Here is a 20,279-nt window from a genome sequence, read left to right as displayed (position 1 = left end):
CGTTCGTTTGCTTTTTGAGTTATGCCTGATTATCCGCTTTCCGCCGCCGATTTAACGCTCTACGACCCATTTGAGGGGATGCGCTTCAGCCAGCACCTGTGCTTTCTGTGCGGCACGCCCACCACGCCGCCCACCGACTCGGTGCCGGTATTTGCGGAGTGGCTCATGGAGCGCTATAACCTGGCGGAGCGCCCCATCAAGCTGCTCGATATGAGCATTGTAAACTATCAGGACCTGCGCATAGCCTGCTGCCCACGCTGCCGCACGCAGCACGTAGAGCCGCTGGAAGCCCGCGTAGAAGCAGCTGCCAATGAGGGTATTAGTGGCCTACGCCGCCTTGATGAGCAAACGCTGTTCCTGTGGCTGGGCAAAATGTTCTACGGCATCCTGATTACGGAACTGCTCAATGAGCTGGATCCGCTGGCAAAGCCCCAGTACCCATTGGCCGAGAATGCGCAGATGCTGCGGCGCTTTCAGGCTTTCTTTCAGCCCTTGCAGGCCTTGCGCGTACCTATGGAGTACGATGACTTTGTGCCGGGCTCCATCTTTATTCTGGAAGCCGACCCGCGCGAAGACACCATCGCCTTTGAGTACGATGACGACCTGAGTACCATTGCCTTCAGCATTAAGCTTGATAACACGGTGCTCATGGCTTGCCTGGTGGATAATGGCATTATCTACCAGACCATGCGGCGGGTGTACCAGGACGCGCAGCGCCCCTTGCACCCCCTGCAGATTGCGGAGTTTAAGGCCCGCGTGTATTACGCCGCGTATTTGTTGAATGTTATTCCGGATTACTACCCGCGCGCCGTGCAGCCCGGCGATACGGAAGTGGTGATGGATACGCTCATTGACGACGTAACGGGCTCGATTTTTAACCCGTGGGAAAATTCGGCCTACGCGCAGTCGTTGCTGGAAATGTGGAAGCGTTGGCAGATTTCATTGGACGAAATCATGCACGATCCGGCTCAGCCCTTATCCTTCCTATATGACGCGGATGGACACCCCCAGGTGCTGGAGCAGTATTCGGCCGGAGCCGGTAAAAAGTAATGGGAATCTGCGGGCTTAACCAGCCTGCCAGGTAGGCTCAATTGCGGGTAGTTTGCTGAGCTTAATGCTCGGCCAACGACCTTCTAGGCCGTTTTTGCACTCGCGTTCATTCACCAGCACATCCACGCAATGGCGGTGGCGGCGGTTCATGGTGTCATGGATGATATAGACGCCATCCAGGGCGTCGGAAATGCCACTTACCCGTACTTTATCACCGTAGTTGAACGGGCCGCCCCACTTGTCAAGCAGGTCGCGGGATACAGCAAGCCAGCGGGTTTTGCTGGAGTGGCGGGTTGGGATGATGGAGCCATCGGCGGTTTCCATCGGGTTGTCATCGGTCTGGCCCGTTTCAGGCCAGTAGGTAGTAGCCGTAACCGTGTACGACAAGGTCTTGGGGGCCTTTTTTAAGGGCATCACCGGTATAGCTACAGATACCGGGCGGGGGCTCAGGCTGGCAACTGTGGAGGGCAGCGCCAGTGCAGGGACAGAAATAGTGCGGGGGGGGAAGAGAAAGGTCAGTAGGAATAAAGCAATGGACATGATGTGTAGGTTCGTGAACTCTCGCTTGGTCCGGAGAGAGTGGACAGCCGGCCCGACTCGGCTTATGGGAGGATCAAAACCGATTTTCAGCGAAAATAGTTTGTCCTGTGTATGAATGATAGCGGCGCTAGGACCACGAATCAGCAGATAGAAAGCCTAATTAAAGTATAAAAATAGACAATTGATATAATTAATTGCACTTATAATATTTTGTTGTTTACGAGGGGCCAAAGGTAAGGCTAAATTTTTAAATGGTTGATAAGGCCCTTCTAGGCCACCAGGGCCCACTTTATAGCTGAACAGATAGGTTAATGGATCCGCGCTTACGTGAGTGATGGGAGAAGAGTTACACAAACCCGCCACAAACAACCGGCCAAGAGAGGTTTCGTAAAGAGGGCTGGCTGTGCTAGATCCTGCACTGCTTCAATTCCTTCTACTAAGTCCATGTTTGCTATGAAGCGTACTTCTGCTTTGTCATTTGGCTTGCGCGCCACTTTAAGCAGTGGCCTAGTAGCCACCGCACTACTGGCTTCCTGCTCCTCGCCATCCAGCTCCGATACCACCGTTGGTACTACAAATGCTTCCGACACAACTGCGGCGGCTGCTCCAGTGGCGCCTGCCAACTCACCTTTGCAGGTCGTTGCTCAGTTTCGGGAGCCCCAAATGGTGGGCGTAGCGGTGCTGCCCGATGGCCGCATCTTCGCTGACTTCCCCCGCTGGGATAATAACCCGGTGGCGCCTGTGGCGGAAGTAGGCCCCAATAGCAGCGTCAAGCCCTACCCCGATGCCAACTGGTGCACCTGGAACGAGACAGTGCGCAACGAGCCCCAAAAGCACTGGATCTGCCCCCAGAGCGTGTACGCCGACAAAGCCGGAATGCTCTGGGTGCTGGACCCCGCATCGCCGGGCCTGAAAGGTACCGTGCCCGGCGGCCCCAAGCTGGTCAAGATCGACCCAGCCACCAACAAAGTGGTCCAAAATATCAGCATTCCCGAAAGTGTGGCTTCGCGTAAGTCGTATCTGAACGATGTGCGCATTGATACGCAGAACAACTACGCTTACATCACGGAATCTGGGGTGGGCAGCCTGGTGGTGGTAGACTTAAAATCGGGCAAGGCGCGTAAATTGCTCGCCACGCACCCGTCCATGATGGGCGACACCACGCTCAACATTAAGGCCGATGGTCATGAAATGATTGACCCGACCGGTAAACGAGCCCGCTTCAATGCCGATGGTATTGCCCTAAGCCAGGACCTGCAGTATCTGTACTGGAAACCCCTGACCAGCTACAAGCTCTTCCGCATCAAGACGGAAGCACTTCGCAACCCAGCGCTTTCTGATGCTCAGCTAGGCCAGCAGATTGAGGATTTAGGCAAAGTGTCGGCCTGCGACGGAATGGAAATTGATGCTCAGAACAACCTCTATCTGACCGCATTCGAGGATCATTCTATCAAGCGCCGCACCCCCGATGGCAAGATAGAAACCGTATTGCAGGACCCGCGCCTGGAGTGGCCCGATACGTTTGCGTTTACTGCCGACGGCACAATGTACGTTACTACCTCAGCCATTCATAAAACGCCCACCTGGAACAAAGGTGTGGGGAAGCAAGACCAGCCTTACACCATCTTTAAGATGCAACTACCCAAATAGAACCTCCGTATTTCCTCGGACAAAAGCCTTCTCTGCAAACAGGGAAGGCTTTTGTTTAAAATGACTAGATTGGCTGAGCTAAGCCTTTATTATAAGAGTAGATGAATTATTGAGTTGACTCACAGGTTTATTTGAGTATGCGAATATCAGTTTTTGCTTTTTAGTCAGAGACTTTACCTTTACCTCGACCACACCAGCTCCCACCGCATGGACGCTTACTCTTATATCGCCAACGCCCACGGCGAATACATCGACCAACTGTACCAAGCTTATAAGAATGACCCCGAGTCGGTTGACTTTGGCTGGCGCAAGTTTTTCGAGGGCTTCGATTTCTCTCAGCAGTACCCCGAAGGTGGCCTACCGCAGGCTGATGGCGAAGGCGTACTCACCACGCAGGCCAGCACCAACCAAGCCGGCCAGATTCGGGCCGTTGACACGGTATCGGCGGATAAGGAAACGCAGGTGCGTAACCTGATTCATGCCTACCGCAGCCGCGGCCACTTGGTGGCTCTCACCAACCCCGTGCGCCCCCGCAAGGACCGGAAGGCCCGCCTTTCTCTCACCGACTTCGGTCTGAGCGACTCCGACCTAGATACCGTTTTCAAGAACGGCGAGATTCTCGGCCTAGGCCAGTCGGCTACGCTGCGCGACATTGTGGCGGCGCTGCAGAAAATCTACACGCGCACCATCGGGTTCGAGTACATGTACATCCGCGACCCGCAGGTGCTCGACTGGTTCCGGGAGAAAGTGGAGAAGGACTCGCTGAGCTTTAATCCTGGCCTGGACTACAAAAAGCGCATTCTCAAGAAGCTGAATGAGGCCGTTGTATTCGAAAACTTCCTGCACACCAAATTCCTAGGCCAGAAGCGCTTCTCCCTGGAAGGCGGCGAAACGACCATTCCGGCCCTCGATGCTATTATTAATAAGTCGTCGGAGCTGGGCGTGAAGGAAGTGATGATCGGGATGGCCCACCGTGGCCGCCTGAACGTGCTGGCCAACATCATGGGCAAGACCTATGAGCAGATCTTCTCGGAATTCGAGGGCACTGCCGTTCCGGACCTGACCATGGGCGACGGCGACGTGAAGTACCACATGGGCTACAGCTCGGAGGTAGAGGCGGAGAACGGCAGCAAGGTAAATCTGAAGCTTGCCCCGAACCCCTCGCACTTAGAGGCCGTGAACCCCGTGGTAGAGGGCTTCGTGCGTGCCAAAATCGAGCACCAGTATGGCGGAGACTACCACCAGATTCTGCCCATCCTGATACATGGCGACGCCGCGTTAGCTGGTCAGGGCATTGGCTATGAACTTACGCAGATGTCGTTGCTGGAAGGCTACAAGACCGGCGGCACCATTCACTTCGTAATTAACAACCAGGTTGGATTTACTACCGACTTCGAAGACGCCCGCTCGTCTATCTACAGCACCGACCTCGCGAAGATTATCGACGCGCCGGTGCTACACGTGAACGGCGACGACCCCGAAGCAGTAGTATTTGCCGTGCGTTTGGCTACGGAGTACCGTCAGCAGTTCCACGCCGATATCTTTATTGATATGGTGTGCTACCGCCGCCACGGCCACAACGAGTCAGATGAGCCTAAGTTCACGCAGCCCACGCTCTACAACCTCATCTCGAAGCACCAGAACCCCCGCGAGGTATACAACGCCATGCTGGTGCAGCGCGGCGACGTAGACGCGGAACTGGCTAACCAGATGGACCGCGAATTCCGCGACCTGCTCCAGGCCCGCCTGGATATGGTGAAGCAGAAGCCGCTTCCTTACAACTATCAGGCCCTCGAAAATGAGTGGCGCAGCCTGCGGCGCAGCAAGCCCGAGGATTTCGAGCAGTCACCCCAAACGGGCATCAGCGAAGAGGTAGTGCAGAAGGTGGGTCAGGCCCTGACCACGTTGCCCGAAGGCTTCCGTCCCCTGAAGCAGATTGAGAAGCTGATGGAGGAGCGCAAGAAAATGTTCTTTGAAAGCCGCGTGCTCAACTGGGCCGCCGGTGAGCTACTGGCCTACGGCTCGTTGCTGCACGAAAAGCACATTGTGCGCGTAAGCGGCCAGGACGTGCAGCGCGGTACGTTCTCGCACCGTCACGCCGTACTCCACGATGCTGAAACCTCGGCACCTTACAACTCGCTCAACAACATTGAGGAAGGCCAGGAGCAGCTAAGCATTTACAACTCCTTACTAAGTGAGTATGCAGTGCTGGGCTTCGAGTTCGGTTACGCCATGGCTAACCCGACTGCACTCGTGGTGTGGGAAGCGCAGTTCGGTGACTTCGCCAACGGTGCCCAGACGATGATTGACCAGTTTGTGGTGTCGTCGGAGAGCAAGTGGCAGCGCATGAACGGCGTGGTAATGCTGTTGCCCCACGGCTACGAAGGCCAGGGCCCCGAGCACTCCAACGCCCGCCCCGAGCGCTTCCTGCAGCTGGCTGCTGAGAACAACATCATCGTGGCCAACATGACCACGCCGGCCAACTTATTCCACGCGCTGCGTCGTCAGCTGACCTGGGAGTTCCGCAAGCCGCTGGTAGTAATGTCGCCGAAGTCGATGCTGCGCCATCCGCTGTGCGTATCGCCGGTAGAGGAGTTCACTTCTGGCTCTTTCCGCGAGGTGCTAGGCGATGTGTACGCCGATGCCAAGAAGGTGAAGCGCGTGCTGCTGTGCTCAGGCAAAATCTACTTTGATTTGCTAGAAGAGCAGCAGAAGTCGGGCCGCACCGATGTGGCGCTGGTACGCCTGGAGCAGCTGCACCCCTTCCCCAAGAAGCAGCTGGACGCTGAGCTGGCCAAGTATCCGAAAGCCAAAGTGTACTGGGTACAAGAGGAGCCGGAGAACATGGGCTACTGGAACTACTTGCTGCGCTTCATGCGCCGCGAGCTGGAAGATGTGATTTCGCGCAAGCCATCCGCGTCGCCGGCTACCGGCTACAACAAGGTACACGTGAAGGAGCAGAAAGAGCTCGTTGCCCGCGCCTTCGACAAGCCCCGCGAGGAAGTAGCCGATTCCATCATCAAGGAAACTGCCGCCAAAGCGCAGAAAACCGACTAAATAAGCTGACATTCCAAGCAGAGGGAGAAATCTGAGTTACTGGCCTAGAGCCTCGACCCAGATTCCTCGCCTCCGGCTCGGAATGACAGTTCACACGACATCCTCCCGAAAACCCTTCAAAACTCCCACCTATGGGTCTGGAAATTAAAATCCCCGCCGTCGGCGAGTCCATCACTGAGGTTACCATTGCCAAATGGCTCAAAGCCGACGGTGAAACCGTAAAGCGAGACGAAATTATTGCCGAGCTGGAATCCGATAAAGCCACGTTTGAGCTGCCTGCTGAGGCAGATGGCGTCCTGAAAATTCGCGTGGCGGAAGGCGAAACCATCGGTATCGGAACTACCATTGCGGATATCAGCGGTGACGGCGCAGCCAGCGCCCCAGCGGCTCCGGCCCCGGCTGCTAGCGCTCCGGCGGCTTCTGCGGCTGACCCCATCAGCAAAGGCGAAGAAAACCCCGCGGCCAGCGACCAGGCCGGCTACGGTGGAAAGCCTGAGGGTGGTGCAGCTGCTCCGGCCGCTTCAGGTGCTTCCGCCAGCAATGGCGGTGGTACTACGGTGGAGATGAAGATTCCGGCGGTGGGCGAGTCCATCACGGAGGTGACCGTGGCCAAGTGGCTGAAGGAAGACGGCGCCCAGGTACAGCGCGATGAAATCATTGCCGAACTGGAGTCGGACAAAGCCACGTTTGAGCTGCCCGCCGAAGGTAGCGGCACTCTGCGCCACGCGGCCAAGGAAGGCGAAACCATCGGTATAGGCGCTACTATTGCCCGTATCGAAGGGGGCAGCGGCGCTTCAGCTCCTGCTGCTGCACCAGCTGCCGCTCTGGCCGCTAGTCAGGCTGCTCCGGCGGCTGCCGCAGTTTCTGCTTCCAGCACTACGAGCTACGCCACCGGTACGCCTTCGCCGGCAGCTGGTAAAATCCTAGGTGAAAAAGGCATCAACCCCGGCGACGTGCAAGGCTCCGGCCGCGATGGGCGTATTACCAAGGAAGACGCCCAGAACGCCCAGGCTCGTCCGGCTGCACCGGTACCCGCTGCCGCTCCGGCGTCGGCACCTGCTAAGGCTGCGCCTGCACAGGCGGCTCCGGCAGCCAGCGGCAACCGCAACGTGCGCCGCGAGCGGATGAGCAACCTGCGCAAGACAGTAGCGCGTCGTTTGGTTTCTGTGAAGAACGAAACGGCCATGCTCACCACCTTCAACGAGGTGAACATGCAGCCCATCATGGACCTGCGCAACAAGTTCAAGGACAAGTTCAAGGAGAAGCACAGCGTAGGCCTCGGCTTCATGTCGTTCTTCACCAAGGCCGTGTGCGTGGCCCTGAAAGAGTGGCCCGCCGTGAATGCCCAGATCGATGGCACCGACATCCTGTACAACGACTTCTGCGACATCAGCATCGCCGTATCGGCCCCCAAAGGCCTGGTGGTACCGGTAATCCGCAACGCGGAGGAGCTGTCGTTCGATGGTATCGAGAAGGAAATTCAGCGCCTGGCTGGCCTAGCCCGCGACAACAAGCTCACCATTGAGCAGATGACCGGCGGTACGTTCACTATCACCAACGGGGGCGTGTTCGGCTCGATGATGAGCACTCCGATCATCAACGCCCCGCAGTCGGCTATTTTGGGCATGCACAACATTGTGCAGCGCCCCATTGCTGAGAACGGCCAAGTAGTAATTCGCCCGATGATGTATCTGGCCCTGAGCTACGACCACCGCATCATCGACGGCCGCGAGTCGGTGTCGTTCCTGGTGCGCGTGAAAGAGCTGCTCGAAGACCCAACGCGTCTGCTGCTAGGAGTGTAAGCAACTGGCCTAGGCCACTATAACATGCGGTTCGCCGCCTTTTGCCAGTTCGTTAGGAATAGGTAGAAGGCGGCGAATTTGCTTTGAGTCAATATACTAAACACCATAAAGCACGTCATCCTGAGCGGAGCGAAGGATCTTTTCATGCGAGAATAACTGGTCTAGGGCCTCGTGTTGAAATGAGAAGATCCTTCGCTCTGCTCAGGATGGCATTCTATTTATCAAAGGAAGGTTGGGGTAAAATAAAAAAGCCCGCCGGATGTGGATCTGGTGGGCTTTTTTATGGGTGGGATGGGTGGATAAGTGAGGAACGGAGTAAAGGTGGGTAGGTCGGGAAGGAAGGGGAAAGCGGGAAAGTCAGGGTAGGTCAGTCAACGGGCAGGTCACGTGAGCGGGTGGCGCTTAGGCGCGTGGCCAGCTGTTTGGCGAGTTGCTTGGCTTCCTCGGCTTTAGAGCCGGAGAAATGCTCTTCAATGGTGGAAGAGAAAATGGTGAGCCAGTGCTGAATATGTTGGCCGCTGCGGGGCAGGGCTACTTGCTCGGGTAGGGGCTCGCCTTCGGTGCTGCCGTGGCCTAGCAGGGTGCTGCTCCAGTAGCGGTACTGGGTGGTGAGGTAATGAGGCCAGTGAATACGTGCGGCGGCGCCAAAACTAGCTCCCAGCAGCGTGTCATTCGTAGCCTTTTGGCACAGCGTATCAACCAGCGTTTTGATATCACGCTCGGTGCAAATGTCAGGCAGAGTAGCAGAGGTTTTCATAGCTGGCAGAGTGACTAAACTGAGTGGGCTTTCGGATACGTAGCGAATTTACGCAGGTTGCGTCACATTCGCCAATAATCAGAAAAATTTAATTTAATCTTTTTACAATGCAGTGTAGGTATAAGCCGTACACAGAGTGCAAAGTTCCTAAGTTGCTATAAAACAGTGTAGTCAGGCTAAAAGCCTGACTACACTGTTAAAGAGAATATTTTTTGTGGATACCTCCGGATCATCTGACGCGAGTTACTCGCAGATAGTCAAGCATAGCTTGGTTTACTTCGCCATTCATATTGGTGTTGGCTGGCTCGTAGGCCAGGGTAAGCGGGTGGCTTCCTTTCTCAAGCCGCACCAGAACTGGGTTCGAGAAGCCCCAATCCGACCACTCCTCCACGCCACGCTGCGGCAGCACCACAGTGCCCAGTTGCTGCCGGCCCAGGCGCAGCGCCCGGATAGCACATTTGTTGCTGGTGTTGATGGGGCCATTGCCGTTGGCATACCGGAAATCGATGGCGTAAAGCCCGGTTTCCGGAATCTGCACGCGAGTGGTTAAGCTCCGGTTTTGAGTAGTACTGGTTTCCACAAAGCCTTTGCCGGTGTAGCCTTTGTAGGATTTAGGCGATTTACTGGCAGTAGTTTCCAGCTCATAAGTGCGGCGGAATTTATCGGCACTCACGGGCAGCGGCTCGCTGGCGAAGCTCTCAAACCCGGCAGCATCCACGGCCAGCACCTGGTACTCTGTGTAGGCCACTGGCGCGGGCACGGTAAACTCGGGGGTAGTAGTACGGCCTACAAACTGCCCGTTGCGCAGCACCTGGTAGGCTTTGGCACCTTCGATAGGGGCCCAGGTGAGGCGGCCGCTGCTGTAGGCCACTGCCGGCGTCATGGGAGCCACATGGTGGGCCACTTTGTTCTGCGATGCGGTGGCCGGAGCTTCATTAGCCAACTCAATACGAATGCTGTGCGAGCCGGTGAGCGTAGAGTGCACGGTGGCATCGGGGAGGGGCTGGCCGTCTAGCGTGATGCTGCGGATGGTACGGCCGTAGCCGATCAGTTCCACATCCAGCAAAGCTTGGCGGTACTTGAAGCCAGCGAGTTTGCGCGTGCCTTGCAACGCCTGCGGTACGAAAGGCCGGAACGTCAGGCGGTCGGCCTGAAAATCCATCCCGAATACGCCTTTATACACTAGGCCTAGCGTGCCGGAAAGGCTCCAGAGCATATTGCTGCTGTTGATCTGGGTGCCCGCAAAGTCGCCGTTGCTGGCTACAAAGTTCTCCTTGTCCGTGAGGAAGAGCGCAGCCGGGCGGGCCACGGCCATCAGGCTTTCCAGGAAGGAGGCTTCGTTGCCCACTTTGGCGGCGGCCAAGCCCCAGTAACTCTGCACGAAGGGCCACACGGCATTATTATGGTAAGGCGGAATGCCCGAAATCTGGGGGTAGATGCAGGGTACGCCGTAGTCCATGACGGGCGTGCTGGCCACAACCGTACGGGCACGGGCTTCATCAGTTACGCCAAACAGCACCGTCAGGGCCTCGCCCAGCGCCTCCGCTTTCGGCGATACAGAAAGGAAATTGCGGCCGTACAAGAACTGGCCATAGTAACCTTTCTCCTCCAGCCAGAGGTGCTGATTTATGCCGGCTTTGATCTGCTCGGCGGCCTTCCGGTGCTTGGCGGCTACCTCCGAGTGGCCTAGCTTCTCGGCCATCATCGCCAGTACCTGGTTCCCCTGGAAGTGCGCCGCGTTGGTGCCCAGCGTTTCGCTCTGGTAAATGTCCACGGGCTGCATCCACTTGGGGTAGGTTTGCTCGCGCCAGTCCAAGAACGATGACTCGCCGCGCACGAGGCCCGTAGCGGGGTCGTAGGCCACTTGCTGATCATCCTCAATGGAGTTCTTGATGATGGGATACACCTGCCGCAGCCAAGCCTCGTCGCCGGTAGCCTTGTATATTTCCCAGGCCGCGGTGGCCCAGATGATTCGGTCGGTGGAGCAGGGGTAGGCGCCGCCGGTGCCGGTATCCTGAATGATGCGTCCAGTTTTCGAGACCTTGCGCAGCAGGCTAGTTTTGGCTACTTCGGGCTGCAACAGGGCTTGAGAGAGAATGATGCTGTAGCTGATGTCACGCGTCCAGACGCCCGCCCATTCCTGGCCGGTCCGGAAGGTGCCGTCGGGCTCCACGGAGCGCTTGGCCTCTTCCAGGGCCAGGTTATATAGCGCATCCAGCAAAGGGTAATCAGAAGTCAGCTTGGGAAAGGCCGAGACATCCAGCGTGGCTTTCCAGCGGCCGGCGGTGGTTTTGGCATCGGAGTGGGCGTTGAGCACCACGGTGGCTTCGTAGATGCCGTTGCCATCGGGGTCCTTCAGCTCCAGCTGGGGCTTGTTGATGAGGTTGTCGAAGTCCCAGCTAAGCGGCGCGGTGTTGCCGGCCACGAATACGTGCTTGAAATCTTCCTTATAAAGCTTTTGGCCGTTGTAGAGTGGGTAGTAGCCCTGCTTCTGAAAGGCCGCCAGCATGGGCCGCAGGTCCAGCCGAATCTTCAGGGGTGTATTGGGCGCTAGGTAGGTATCGGCAGGTACGGGCGTTTTATCCACGTAGTGCTGCCCAAACACGATGACGGGCGTTTCCAGGCCAGTGCCATCGGCTTTCGGAATGGCCATGAAGATGTGGTCCTGGCCGGGCTGCATCTCGTTGTCCTTGCCGTTGAGGCTGAACTTGAAGTTGACCTGCGGGCTTTGGAACTCGTTGGCCGGGCTTTGATAATCAGAGGTTAGCTCTGTGCGCGATAACGCCCGCGCTGTGTGGCTGCCCTGGACCAGGGAGTCGCGGTACACGGTATAGGCGGCCGACTGCCACACGGGAGCAGCCACTACAGAGGCGGCCGGTGCGGGGGCGGAAGTAGTTGGGGTGTTTTTTGGCATCTGGCAAGAGCCCAGCAGGCCCAGGGTCAGGAGAAAACCGGCGGGGAGGAACGGATTGCGCATAGGAAAGAAGCGAACGGGCGGGAGTCTTAACGTACGAGTGGAAGCGCGGAAAGATGAGGCTCCGGCGCCTGATAGCTGCCTGATACTTGCCTAGGAAACTAGTTGAGGCAGCTACTCCAGTTTTTTCTGCCGCCCGCCCAGGATAACCAAAGCTACGGCCACCACAATGAGGGCAGCTCCGCCCAGCATCCCGGTGTTCAGCTGCTCCCCCGCAAAGGCCCAACCCAGCAGCACCGCCACCACCGGGTTCACGAAGGCATACGTGCCTGCCAGGGCCGGCTCCACCACGCGCAACAGCCAGATATAGGCCGTAAACGCCACAATCGACCCAAACGTAACCAGATACGCGTAAGCCACCCACGACTTGGTAGTGACCTGCGCCACCTCGAAGCCAGCAGCTTCCCCTTTTGCCAGGCCCGCCACCAACATAACGAGGCCGCCACATAGCATCTGCATCCCGCCTGATACGAACGGGGAAGGTGCTGGCTGATGCTTCTTGGAATACAGTGAGCCAATGGCCCACACCAGCGCCGCTATCAGCACCAGCGAAATGCCCAAGGTTTCGTTCCCCGGCAGCGCTACGTGGCTGGCACCGGGCGTGCGGGCCAGCAGATACACGCCGCCCAGGCCCAGCGCTAAACCCACTGCTACCAGCGGCGCGGGCCGGCTGGCTAGGCCACTCCACCACCCCAGCACCGCCAGAAACATGGGCACCGTGGCGACTAGCAGCGCCGTGAGCCCCGAGGGAATGTACTGCTCGCCCAGCGTCACGCCGCCGTTGCCGAAGGCCAGCAAACAGGTACCAATAATCAGGGCCGTGAGCCAACCCTGCCGGGTAGGAGCGGGCTCGCCTTTCCACCGCATGTAGCCATAGAGCAGCGCCCCCGCCAAGGCGTAGCGGGTGCCGGCCATCAGCAGGGGCGGAATGGAATCAATAGCGAACCGGATGCCCAGATACGTGGAGCCCCAGATGATGTAAAGGGCCGCAAAGGCCAGCAGAATGGAAGCGCGCGAAGGGGAGGCAGAAGCAGACATGCCACAAACCTACGTTGGTTTTGCAGAGGTGGCCTAGGTTATGACGCGAAGCATCTGGCTTCGTGCCATATGAGTGAACTTCAAGCAGAGTGCAGCCTCTCGTATGTTAACGTTGCCAAACTAACCGTCATGCCTTTTAGATTCTGCGATGTTCCTAGGCCAGTCTTACCAACAACCAAGCAGCGTTTCGCTCCTGATGCCGTTCTTTATGGCGTACTCACCTCCTGTATTTCCCGTGCGTCCTTTCCTACTGCTTCTCCTGACGGGCCTGCTAGGCCTGTCGCACTCCGTTTCTGCGCAGCTGCTGCAATCCAAAGCCGCCTACTCGCGCGCCGATTCGTTGCGGGGCACGCTCACGCCGCTGCGCACCTGCTACGACCTCAACTACTACCACCTCGATGTGAAGCTTGATGTGGCCAAGAAGTCGTTGAGCGGCTCCAACGAATTCCGGTTCACGGCCACCCAGGATTTCACGCGGCTGCAGTTTGATCTGTTCGCCAATCTGAAAGTGGAGAAGGTGGCCTACGAAGGCAAAGAGGTGCCTTTCACCCGGGAGGCCAATGCCGTGTTTGTCACGTTTCCGCAGCCCATCCGCAAAGGCCAGCGGGCCGCCTTCACGGTGTTTTACTCCGGGCAGCCTACCGTGGCCGAGAATGCGCCCTGGGATGGTGGCCTCGTTTTTACGCAGGACGCCAAGGGCAAGCCGTGGGTAGCTACGGCCTGCCAGGGCGTGGGCGCCAGCATCTGGTGGCCTACCAAAGACCACCAAGCCGATGAAGTGGACAGCATGCTCATCAGTGTCTCGGTGCCGAAGGGCCTGAAGGACGTCTCGAATGGCCGCCTGCGCAAAACCACGCCCCTAAAAGGCGGCTACACCCGCTTCGATTGGTTCGTGAGCAACCCCATCAACAACTACGATGTGGCTATGAATGTGGGCGACTATCAGCACTTCTCGGGTGGTACCTACGCCGGCGAGAAAGGACCCCTCACCCTCGACTACTGGGTGCTGCCCGAAAACCTGGCGAAGGCCAAAAAGCAGTTTGCCGATAACGTGCCGCCCATGCTCAAATCGATGGAATACTGGTTTGGGCCCTACCCATTCTATAAAGACGGCTACAAGCTGGTAGATGCGCCCCACCTGGGCATGGAGCACCAGAGCGCCGTGGCCTACGGTAACAAATACCAGAACGGCTACCTCGGCAAAGACCGCTCCGGCACCGGCTGGGGCCTAAAGTGGGACTTCATCATCATCCACGAAAGCGGCCACGAGTGGTTCGGCAACAACATCACCGCCAAGGACATAGCGGATATGTGGATCCACGAGGCTTTCACCACGTACTCCGAAGCCCTGTTTGTGGAAAGCCAGTTCGGCAAGGATGCCGCCCAGGCCTACATCCACGGGCAGCGCCGCAATATCCGCAACGATGAGCCCATCATCGGCCCCTACGGCGTGAACAAGGAAGGCTCTTCTGACATGTATGACAAGGGCAGCAACATGCTCAACGCCATCCGCACTGCCCTCAACAACGATGAGAAGTGGCGCCAGATTCTGCGCGGCCTCGGCAGCACGTTCTATCACCAAACGGTGACTACGGAGCAGGTAGTGGCCTACATCAACCAGCAGAGTGGCCGCGACTTCACCGCCGTATTCAACCAGTACCTGCGCCACACGGGCATGCCTACGCTAGAGCTGCGTTTTGAGCAGGGCCGCACCCTTGCCCGCTGGATTGCCGAAGAACGAGCTTTCGATATGCCCGTGCGCGTCCGCTCCAAAGGCAGCAACTACCAGTTCATCAAACCCACTACCACCTTCCAGCCCATTGAGGTAAGTGGCCTAGCGAAGGACAACGTGGAGGTAGATACTCTGAATTACTACATCGGGGTGCTGGTAGAATAGACCAACGCGCTACCTGTGCTGATGAATGTTTTTTGTCTTATTTATAGAAATAAATCCCATAGTGGGATGAATTAGCTCTATATACTTATTCCGTATTGAACTCAGTTATATTCTTGCGCTAGAATTAAAAAACTTTAATTTTGTTTGATTTTCGCCTGTGATGGATGTTTTGAGGCTAATGATTTAGCTTCTCTAAAAGCATTTGTAACAGGTGAATTGAATTTTTGGCCAGATTATAGAATGGGACTTTTTAGAGTCCTGTCCCAATAATGGTATATCATCGTCATGCTTGTCGCTCCATGAAAAGAGCAAGGTGTTGGTAGGTTGCTGTGTGGTTAGTGTATCCTTTATCTCGTTAGCATGAAATCAACTTCCTCGGCACCCGCCAACTGTCAGGAGTGCCCGCACCTACAGCAGTCCTTGATGGGCTCGTGCCAACTGAGCGAGTTGTCCTTGGTCTCGGTGGGCAAGGTGTATCAGGTGTACCAGAAGGGACAGGTGATTTTTCGGAAAGGAAGTCGGCCGGGTGGCCTATACTGTATCCGGGAAGGCAAGGTGAAGCTCTCGAAACTTACTGGCGATGGCAAGGAGCAGATCATTCGGCTGGCCAAGGAGGGCGACGTGCTAGGCTACCGCTCTCTCATGTCCAACGATATTTACACCACCACAGCCGTAGCTCTCACCGACTGCGTGGTGTGCCAGGTGCCCCGCACTGACTTCTTCAGTATAATTGAGCAAAACGCGCAGTTCTCGCATTCCTTGATGCGCCTGTTGGCCAAAGCCTTGGGCGAAGCGGAAGAGCGCATTCTGCATACGGCCTACAAGCCCTGCGCGAGCGGCTGGCTGAGGCCTTGCTGATGTTGCACCACATCTACCAGCCCGCCGACAACGCCCTGTTCAGCATCCCAATTTCTCGCGAGGATCTGGCAGCGCTTATGGGCACCGCCAAGGAAACGGCGAGTCGGCTGTTGTCAGATTTCCGAGATGAGAGCTTGATCAGGACCCAGGGCAGCCGCATTACCATTCTGGATGTGCAAAAGCTGGCCAAAGTATCGGCACTTTACGATTAAGCACTAAGCGCACCTACCTATTTGCGCTAGCAAAAGGCGGGCGCCGGAAATCACTACTTCCGGCGCCCGCCTTTTGCTGTTTTCATAAGTAACTCGTCAGTAAATAATATAATTCGATTGCCCAAAACCGGATAGCCAACTTCTCCCGTATAACAACTCAGGTTGGCAAGAGGACGAAGCCTAGAAAGAGCGAAGTGGGAGGTGAAGCAAGGCACACTGCAAGAATAGGAATAGCAGACGGTATCATCCCAAAATGGTCTCCCAGGCGAAAAGGATTGGGAAAAATTTAACTACAATCATTTCTCAAAATGATGTCAGTCATTTTTGCAGGCTGAGATAATCAGGAGATTTGTAGAACAAGTCGGGCAACTTGGGTGGTGTTCAGCACCTAGTAGCTTTCTTTTAACTTGTAAATATTTCCTTGTATAATCCTAAATGAGTGGAGTGGCCAACGCGTGGGCCGGAAACCAATCGATGATGGATGGTGGGAAAGCAAGTGTACTCGATTTTTTCTCCTCCTTTTTTCTCTTTCTTATTGAAACATGGCTTACTCAGTTAACAATCCTGCTGGCAAAGTAGTACAGGAAATCCTCAACGATCTGCCCGGTTTGATGGCAGTAGCGGTGGTAGACGTTACCTCCGGCATGAGCCTGGCCTCGCACACCAATGTGCCCAGCATCAACCCCGACACTGCCGCTGCTTACAACACCGAAGTAGTAAAGCAGAAGCAGAAAGCCATGTCGGCCCTGAAACTGCAGGGTGAGTCCATTGATGACATCCTTATTACCCTCTCCAACCAGATTCACTTGCTGAAGCTGACCGAAGCTGGCAACAAGTTCATTTACCTGGTAGTGAACTCCCGCGATACCAACCTGGCTATTGCCCGCGAAGTACTGCGTAGCCACGTAGCTGGCCTAGCCAATTAATACTGGCCAACCAAGTTGGGTAGGGCCGGTGGGGAACCGCTGGCCCTGCCGTGCTTTCAGCTGGTTTGAGTGGCCTAGCCGGCCTAGGTAGTCTGGCAGGCGGGCCCTTTTTCTTGCTCGGTAGCGCGCTAGTGAAGTAGCGCTTATTCGTAGGCCTTTATGCAAATTCCATTTTTACAACGCTTACAGGGGCTCACGGGAACTCCCGTCAACAAGATTGTGGCGGCGGGTGCAGGTGCGGAGAAAGCTGCATCGGAGCGCATGTTGCAGCACGTGCTAGCCGGGTTGCCCGAGGTGCTGGGTGCTGCGGTGGTACAAGTGGCCTCGGGGGTAGCACTAGCTACCTACACGTCCTCCCGCGAGTTTGCTCTCAGCAAAGCCCTAGGCTTCAATGCCGAAGTAGTAAAACAGCAGCAAAAGGCCTTGGCTGCCCTGCAACTCGGGCCCGAAGAGCAACTGGAAGAGATCCTGATTACACTCCATACGCAACTCCATCTGTTGCGCCTGTTGCCAGATGGCAAGCGGTTCCTCTATGTGGCCGTAGACTGCCGCGATACCAATCTGGGTATTGCCCGCGAAGTGATGCGCACCTGCGAGTAGTACTGCAGACTGGCCTACATCGCCTCGGGGAGGAAGTTTCGATTACTCCTGTTCGATCCATTCACTTAACCCCCCATTTTGCTTATGAAATTGACGGCTTCTCCTTTTGATCCGAAAACCGGTGAACTGTTGCCGGTATATCAGGATGCGTACCTGCGCGGCGACCTAAGCAAGGCCTCGGCCAAAGCGGTGGAAGCATACCTGCATCGGGATTCCGATCGGGCGCATACCACGCTCACCCGTTTCCAAGAGCTGCAGGCCGCCGAAGAGGCGGGAACGGCCCCCAGCTGGGTGCAGAAACAATTGCAATACATCCGGGCCGAGCCTGTGCGCTTCCGGCAGCGTGCTACGGCCATGGTGGCCTCGGCGGTGCTGGTAGGCACAGTGGTTTTCGCGGGTACCAACACGCCCACTGAGCGCCTGCCTTCGGATAACATCCCGACGGAAGTAGCCACCGATATGCTGGCCACTTCTGCAGAAGCTGCCGCAGCCGCTTCTGCTATGCGCATGATTACCGTGCGCGGCCAAATCCTGAACGAGAATGGCAAGCCGCTGGCTGGCGCCACCGTGATGCACCCCGGCAGCCGCTACGGCGTGTCTACCAACGCCCAGGGTGAGTATGTGCTGTCGGTGCCCGCTAACACTAATACGCTGAAGTATGGCTACGGTGGCTACCAGGATGAAGAGGTGGCTGTACAGGGGACCAGTACAGCCAAGGTAACCTTGCTTCCGCGCGACCAGCAGAAGAAGCACCGGTGGTTATTTTTCTAGGCGTCTGCCGCGCCTGTGCATGTAGTAGAAGCGTGAGTGAAGCCTAAATCGTACCGCAAAAAATCCTCTCGTCGGCCAGATAAAGCCCCTAAGCCGCTGGCGCCCGACCCTTACGCAACGCAGGTGGTGGAGAATGTGCTGATGGAGCTGCCCGGTCTGCTGGCCGTGGCCGTGGTGGATGTAGCCTCGGGCACTAGCCTAGCGGCGCATACCAACTCCGCATCCATCAACCCAGTTACGGCGGCCATTTACAATGCGGAGGTAGTAAAGCACAAGCAAAAGGCTTTGGCCGCGCTCCAACTATCCGACGAAATTATTGAAGACATTCTTATTACGCTCTCCAGCCAGTTGCACCTGCTCAAAGTCACGGAAGACGGCGGGCGGTTCATTTATTTGGCCGTTAACTCTCACGATACCAACCTGGGCATTGCCAGGGAAGTGTTGCGGGCGCAAGCCCAGCAGCTGGAAGCGCACAGTGGCCTAGCGGCCTAGTTCACAGTCTGTATATAAAAAGTAAGCTCCTCTTCTGGCCACGGAAGAGGAGCTTTTTGCTTTAGTCAAAACGGGTGTGAACCAAGGATAGGGGCCATTTAGCAATGCTGTGGCCTAGAACTAGATCCTATATCTGGGCGGCGCCGCCGTCCACGAACAGCTCAATGCCCGTGATGAAGCTGCTCTCATCGGAGGCGAGGAAGGAAGCGACTTTGGCTATTTCATCCGGGTCGCCTAGGCGGCCGAGGGGGATGGTGCTGACCAGGTGCGTCTTAATCTGCTCCTTTTCTTCTGGGGTGCTGCCGATGCCATCGAGGCCGGGAGTGTCAATGGGGCCGGGGCTCAGGGCATTTACCCGAATCTTACGCTGCTTCAGGTCCAGCGTCCAGTTGCGGGCGAAGGAGCGTACGGCTGCCTTGGTAGCGCTGTACACGCTGAACGCCTCGCTGCCTTTGATGGAAGTAGTAGACGCATTCAGGATAATGGAGCTGCCATCTTTCAGCAGAGGCAGAGCCTTTTGCACCGTAAACAACAGGCCCTTCACGTTGCTGTTGAAAGTTCTGTCGTAGTGTTCTTCGGTGATGGCGCCCAGAGGGACAAGCTCGCCGCCGCCGGCATTGGCAAACACAATATCGAGAGTGCCTTTCTCGGCTTGTACGGTGGCAAATAGCCGGTCGAGGTCGGCGAGGTTGGCCACGTCGCCCTGCACGCCGGTTACGTTGCGGCCGATTTCCTGCACTGCGGCGTCCAGCTCCTGCTGGCGGCGGCCCGTGATAAATACGTAGGCGCCTTCTTCTACAAACCGTTTGGCCGTGGCTAGGCCTATACCGCTGTTTCCGCCCGTGATAACAGCTACTTTTCCTTCTAACTTTTTCATGTGTGTATCCTCGCTGAAGAGAAGTTAAGCTAAGGTTGTGAAAGCTCGCGCGCTTGCTTTGCGCCGGCCGATAAACCAGAGTGGCCTAGGTCACTCCATCCGGAGTCAGCCGCTGATCAAATCGGCTTTCTGCGGCGCCATGCAGGGAGTTGCTAGCGGCTCGTCTGCATTGGTTACACAAAGGAACTGATAATGGTATGGATTTGTATCTATTGGGTAGTATGTTTGTGAAGAAACTAGTTACAAGTACGTTACTAGTAACCTAGAGGTAACTACCATGAAAACTGACCAACTGCTGAACTCTACCTGCGCCATGACCCGCACCATGGGGGTACTCGGCGGGAAATGGAAGCCCCTTATCATCTGGGGAATAGGACGGCGCCGCATCCGGTTTGGGCAGCTGGCAGCCCACATGCCCCTGATATCGCGCAAGGTGCTAGCCGAGCAGCTCAAGGAGCTGGAAGAAGCGGGCCTGATTCTGCGCGAAGCCTTCAACGAGGTGCCACCCCGCGTAGATTATTCCCTTACTGAAAACGGACTGCGCCTGCTCCCCATCCTCAAATCCCTCTGCGACTGGACCAGCAGCTGCGAAGCCGCTGGAACCGCTGCTTCCACCGATGTCCCCATAGCGGAGACAGGATATAACTGCGCTTTATAACTAGAGCTAGAAAACGAGTTCCTCTCCTCAGCTGAGGAGGGGCTAGGGGTGGTTGACCTGGCCTAGAACGAGCCTACACCCGCACGTCATCCTGAGCTTGCGAAGGATCTTCTCACGCCT

General features: G+C 56.6%; 17 protein-coding genes. 12 read left to right on the top strand and 5 right to left on the bottom strand.

Features of this window, described 5'->3' with window-relative positions; all coding sequences use genetic code 11:
- Positions 1-21: 21 nt before the first annotated feature.
- Entirely contained in the window at positions 22-1,050 is a 1,029-nt protein-coding gene (locus CFT68_RS16140; RefSeq protein ID WP_088844558.1) for a hypothetical protein, read from the top strand.
- A 15-nt stretch (positions 1,051-1,065) separates the two neighbouring features.
- Here the strand turns inward: CFT68_RS16140 and CFT68_RS16135 are convergent, their stop codons facing one another.
- On the bottom strand, positions 1,066-1,464 hold the full coding sequence (locus tag CFT68_RS16135; RefSeq protein WP_141106591.1) for an RlpA-like double-psi beta-barrel domain-containing protein: 399 nt from the start codon (positions 1,462-1,464) through the stop codon (positions 1,066-1,068).
- 579 nt (positions 1,465-2,043) lie between these two features.
- Between CFT68_RS16135 and CFT68_RS16130 the strand changes: the two genes are divergently transcribed.
- From CFT68_RS16130 to odhB, 3 genes are all read left to right on the top strand, one after another.
- Positions 2,044-3,240: an L-dopachrome tautomerase-related protein gene (locus CFT68_RS16130; protein WP_170934831.1), complete on the top strand. Its 1,197-nt coding sequence runs from the start codon at positions 2,044-2,046 to the stop codon at positions 3,238-3,240.
- Positions 3,241-3,447: 207 nt separating this feature from the next.
- Entirely contained in the window at positions 3,448-6,297 is a 2,850-nt protein-coding gene (locus CFT68_RS16125) for a 2-oxoglutarate dehydrogenase E1 component (protein WP_088844555.1), read from the top strand.
- 131 nt (positions 6,298-6,428) lie between these two features.
- Positions 6,429-8,099 (top strand): 2-oxoglutarate dehydrogenase complex dihydrolipoyllysine-residue succinyltransferase, encoded by a 1,671-nt coding sequence (gene odhB, locus CFT68_RS16120; protein WP_088844554.1) that lies wholly within the window; start codon positions 6,429-6,431, stop codon positions 8,097-8,099.
- A gap of 367 nt (positions 8,100-8,466) precedes the next feature.
- Here odhB and CFT68_RS16115 read toward each other — a convergent pair whose 3' ends face one another.
- The 3 genes from CFT68_RS16115 to yedA form a co-directional block, all read right to left on the bottom strand.
- Positions 8,467-8,856: a group III truncated hemoglobin gene (locus CFT68_RS16115; protein WP_088844553.1), complete on the bottom strand. Its 390-nt coding sequence runs from the start codon at positions 8,854-8,856 to the stop codon at positions 8,467-8,469.
- A gap of 229 nt (positions 8,857-9,085) precedes the next feature.
- Positions 9,086-11,833 carry an alpha-L-rhamnosidase-related protein gene (locus tag CFT68_RS16110; protein WP_245815418.1) on the bottom strand — a complete coding sequence of 916 codons (2,748 nt, stop codon included), beginning with the start codon at positions 11,831-11,833 and terminating at the stop codon, positions 9,086-9,088.
- A 111-nt stretch (positions 11,834-11,944) separates the two neighbouring features.
- Positions 11,945-12,868, bottom strand: coding sequence for a drug/metabolite exporter YedA (gene yedA / locus CFT68_RS16105; RefSeq protein WP_088844552.1), 924 nt, complete (start codon positions 12,866-12,868; stop codon positions 11,945-11,947).
- Between the two features lie 235 nt (positions 12,869-13,103).
- On the opposite strand from yedA, the gene CFT68_RS16100 reads away from it, so the two are divergent.
- The 7 genes from CFT68_RS16100 to CFT68_RS16070 all read left to right on the top strand — a co-directional run bounded on the left by CFT68_RS16100 (position 13,104) and on the right by CFT68_RS16070 (position 18,624).
- The gene (locus CFT68_RS16100; protein ID WP_245815417.1) at positions 13,104-14,765 is read left to right on the top strand and encodes a M1 family metallopeptidase; all 1,662 of its coding nucleotides are present in this window, start codon (positions 13,104-13,106) and stop codon (positions 14,763-14,765) included.
- A gap of 360 nt (positions 14,766-15,125) precedes the next feature.
- Positions 15,126-15,623: a Crp/Fnr family transcriptional regulator gene (locus CFT68_RS16095; RefSeq protein WP_088844551.1), complete on the top strand. Its 498-nt coding sequence runs from the start codon at positions 15,126-15,128 to the stop codon at positions 15,621-15,623.
- Positions 15,623-15,835, top strand: coding sequence for a helix-turn-helix domain-containing protein (locus CFT68_RS16090; RefSeq protein WP_088844550.1), 213 nt, complete (start codon positions 15,623-15,625; stop codon positions 15,833-15,835). Before CFT68_RS16095 ends, CFT68_RS16090 begins: the two co-directional genes overlap by 1 nt.
- Before the next feature lie 542 nt (positions 15,836-16,377).
- Complete coding sequence (locus CFT68_RS16085; RefSeq protein WP_088844549.1) at positions 16,378-16,761, top strand: hypothetical protein; 384 nt, start codon at positions 16,378-16,380, stop codon at positions 16,759-16,761.
- A 159-nt stretch (positions 16,762-16,920) separates the two neighbouring features.
- On the top strand, positions 16,921-17,361 hold the full coding sequence (locus CFT68_RS16080; protein ID WP_088844548.1) for a hypothetical protein: 441 nt from the start codon (positions 16,921-16,923) through the stop codon (positions 17,359-17,361).
- An 84-nt stretch (positions 17,362-17,445) separates the two neighbouring features.
- Positions 17,446-18,132, top strand: a complete 687-nt coding sequence (locus CFT68_RS16075; protein WP_088844547.1) for a carboxypeptidase-like regulatory domain-containing protein — start codon at positions 17,446-17,448, stop codon at positions 18,130-18,132.
- 36 nt (positions 18,133-18,168) lie between these two features.
- Complete coding sequence (locus tag CFT68_RS16070) at positions 18,169-18,624, top strand: hypothetical protein (RefSeq protein WP_245815416.1); 456 nt, start codon at positions 18,169-18,171, stop codon at positions 18,622-18,624.
- Positions 18,625-18,751: 127 nt separating this feature from the next.
- On the opposite strand, the gene CFT68_RS16065 is transcribed toward CFT68_RS16070, so the two are convergent.
- Complete coding sequence (locus CFT68_RS16065; protein ID WP_088844546.1) at positions 18,752-19,501, bottom strand: SDR family NAD(P)-dependent oxidoreductase; 750 nt, start codon at positions 19,499-19,501, stop codon at positions 18,752-18,754.
- 277 nt (positions 19,502-19,778) lie between these two features.
- Here CFT68_RS16065 and CFT68_RS16060 point away from each other — a divergent pair, with 277 nt between their 5' ends.
- Entirely contained in the window at positions 19,779-20,159 is a 381-nt protein-coding gene (locus tag CFT68_RS16060; protein ID WP_088844545.1) for a winged helix-turn-helix transcriptional regulator, read from the top strand.
- Positions 20,160-20,279: the final 120 nt, after the last annotated feature.

The sequence above is a fragment of the Hymenobacter gelipurpurascens genome (genome assembly GCF_900187375.1).
In the GTDB taxonomy this organism is placed as follows: Bacteria; Bacteroidota; Bacteroidia; order Cytophagales; family Hymenobacteraceae; genus Hymenobacter; species Hymenobacter gelipurpurascens.
This window is presented reverse-complemented; position numbering and strand designations above follow the sequence as displayed.

What these genes read in the sequence shown, in the direction of transcription:
- CFT68_RS16135 (WP_141106591.1), bottom strand. Translation starts at nt 1,464, where the DNA reads ATGCCCTTAAAAAAGGCCCCCAAGACCTTGTCGTACACGGTTACGGCT.
- CFT68_RS16065 (WP_088844546.1), bottom strand. Translation starts at nt 19,501, where the DNA reads ATGAAAAAGTTAGAAGGAAAAGTAGCTGTTATCACGGGCGGAAACAGC.
- CFT68_RS16060 (WP_088844545.1), top strand. Translation starts at nt 19,779, where the DNA reads ATGAAAACTGACCAACTGCTGAACTCTACCTGCGCCATGACCCGCACC.
- CFT68_RS16085 (WP_088844549.1), top strand. Translation starts at nt 16,378, where the DNA reads ATGGCTTACTCAGTTAACAATCCTGCTGGCAAAGTAGTACAGGAAATC.
- CFT68_RS16090 (WP_088844550.1), top strand. Translation starts at nt 15,623, where the DNA reads ATGTTGCACCACATCTACCAGCCCGCCGACAACGCCCTGTTCAGCATC.
- CFT68_RS16080 (WP_088844548.1), top strand. Translation starts at nt 16,921, where the DNA reads ATGCAAATTCCATTTTTACAACGCTTACAGGGGCTCACGGGAACTCCC.
- CFT68_RS16095 (WP_088844551.1), top strand. Translation starts at nt 15,126, where the DNA reads ATGAAATCAACTTCCTCGGCACCCGCCAACTGTCAGGAGTGCCCGCAC.
- CFT68_RS16115 (WP_088844553.1), bottom strand. Translation starts at nt 8,856, where the DNA reads ATGAAAACCTCTGCTACTCTGCCTGACATTTGCACCGAGCGTGATATC.
- CFT68_RS16125 (WP_088844555.1), top strand. Translation starts at nt 3,448, where the DNA reads ATGGACGCTTACTCTTATATCGCCAACGCCCACGGCGAATACATCGAC.
- CFT68_RS16130 (WP_170934831.1), top strand. Translation starts at nt 2,044, where the DNA reads ATGAAGCGTACTTCTGCTTTGTCATTTGGCTTGCGCGCCACTTTAAGC.
- CFT68_RS16110 (WP_245815418.1), bottom strand. Translation starts at nt 11,833, where the DNA reads ATGCGCAATCCGTTCCTCCCCGCCGGTTTTCTCCTGACCCTGGGCCTG.
- CFT68_RS16140 (WP_088844558.1), top strand. Translation starts at nt 22, where the DNA reads ATGCCTGATTATCCGCTTTCCGCCGCCGATTTAACGCTCTACGACCCA.
- CFT68_RS16075 (WP_088844547.1), top strand. Translation starts at nt 17,446, where the DNA reads ATGAAATTGACGGCTTCTCCTTTTGATCCGAAAACCGGTGAACTGTTG.
- yedA (WP_088844552.1), bottom strand. Translation starts at nt 12,868, where the DNA reads ATGTCTGCTTCTGCCTCCCCTTCGCGCGCTTCCATTCTGCTGGCCTTT.
- odhB (WP_088844554.1), top strand. Translation starts at nt 6,429, where the DNA reads ATGGGTCTGGAAATTAAAATCCCCGCCGTCGGCGAGTCCATCACTGAG.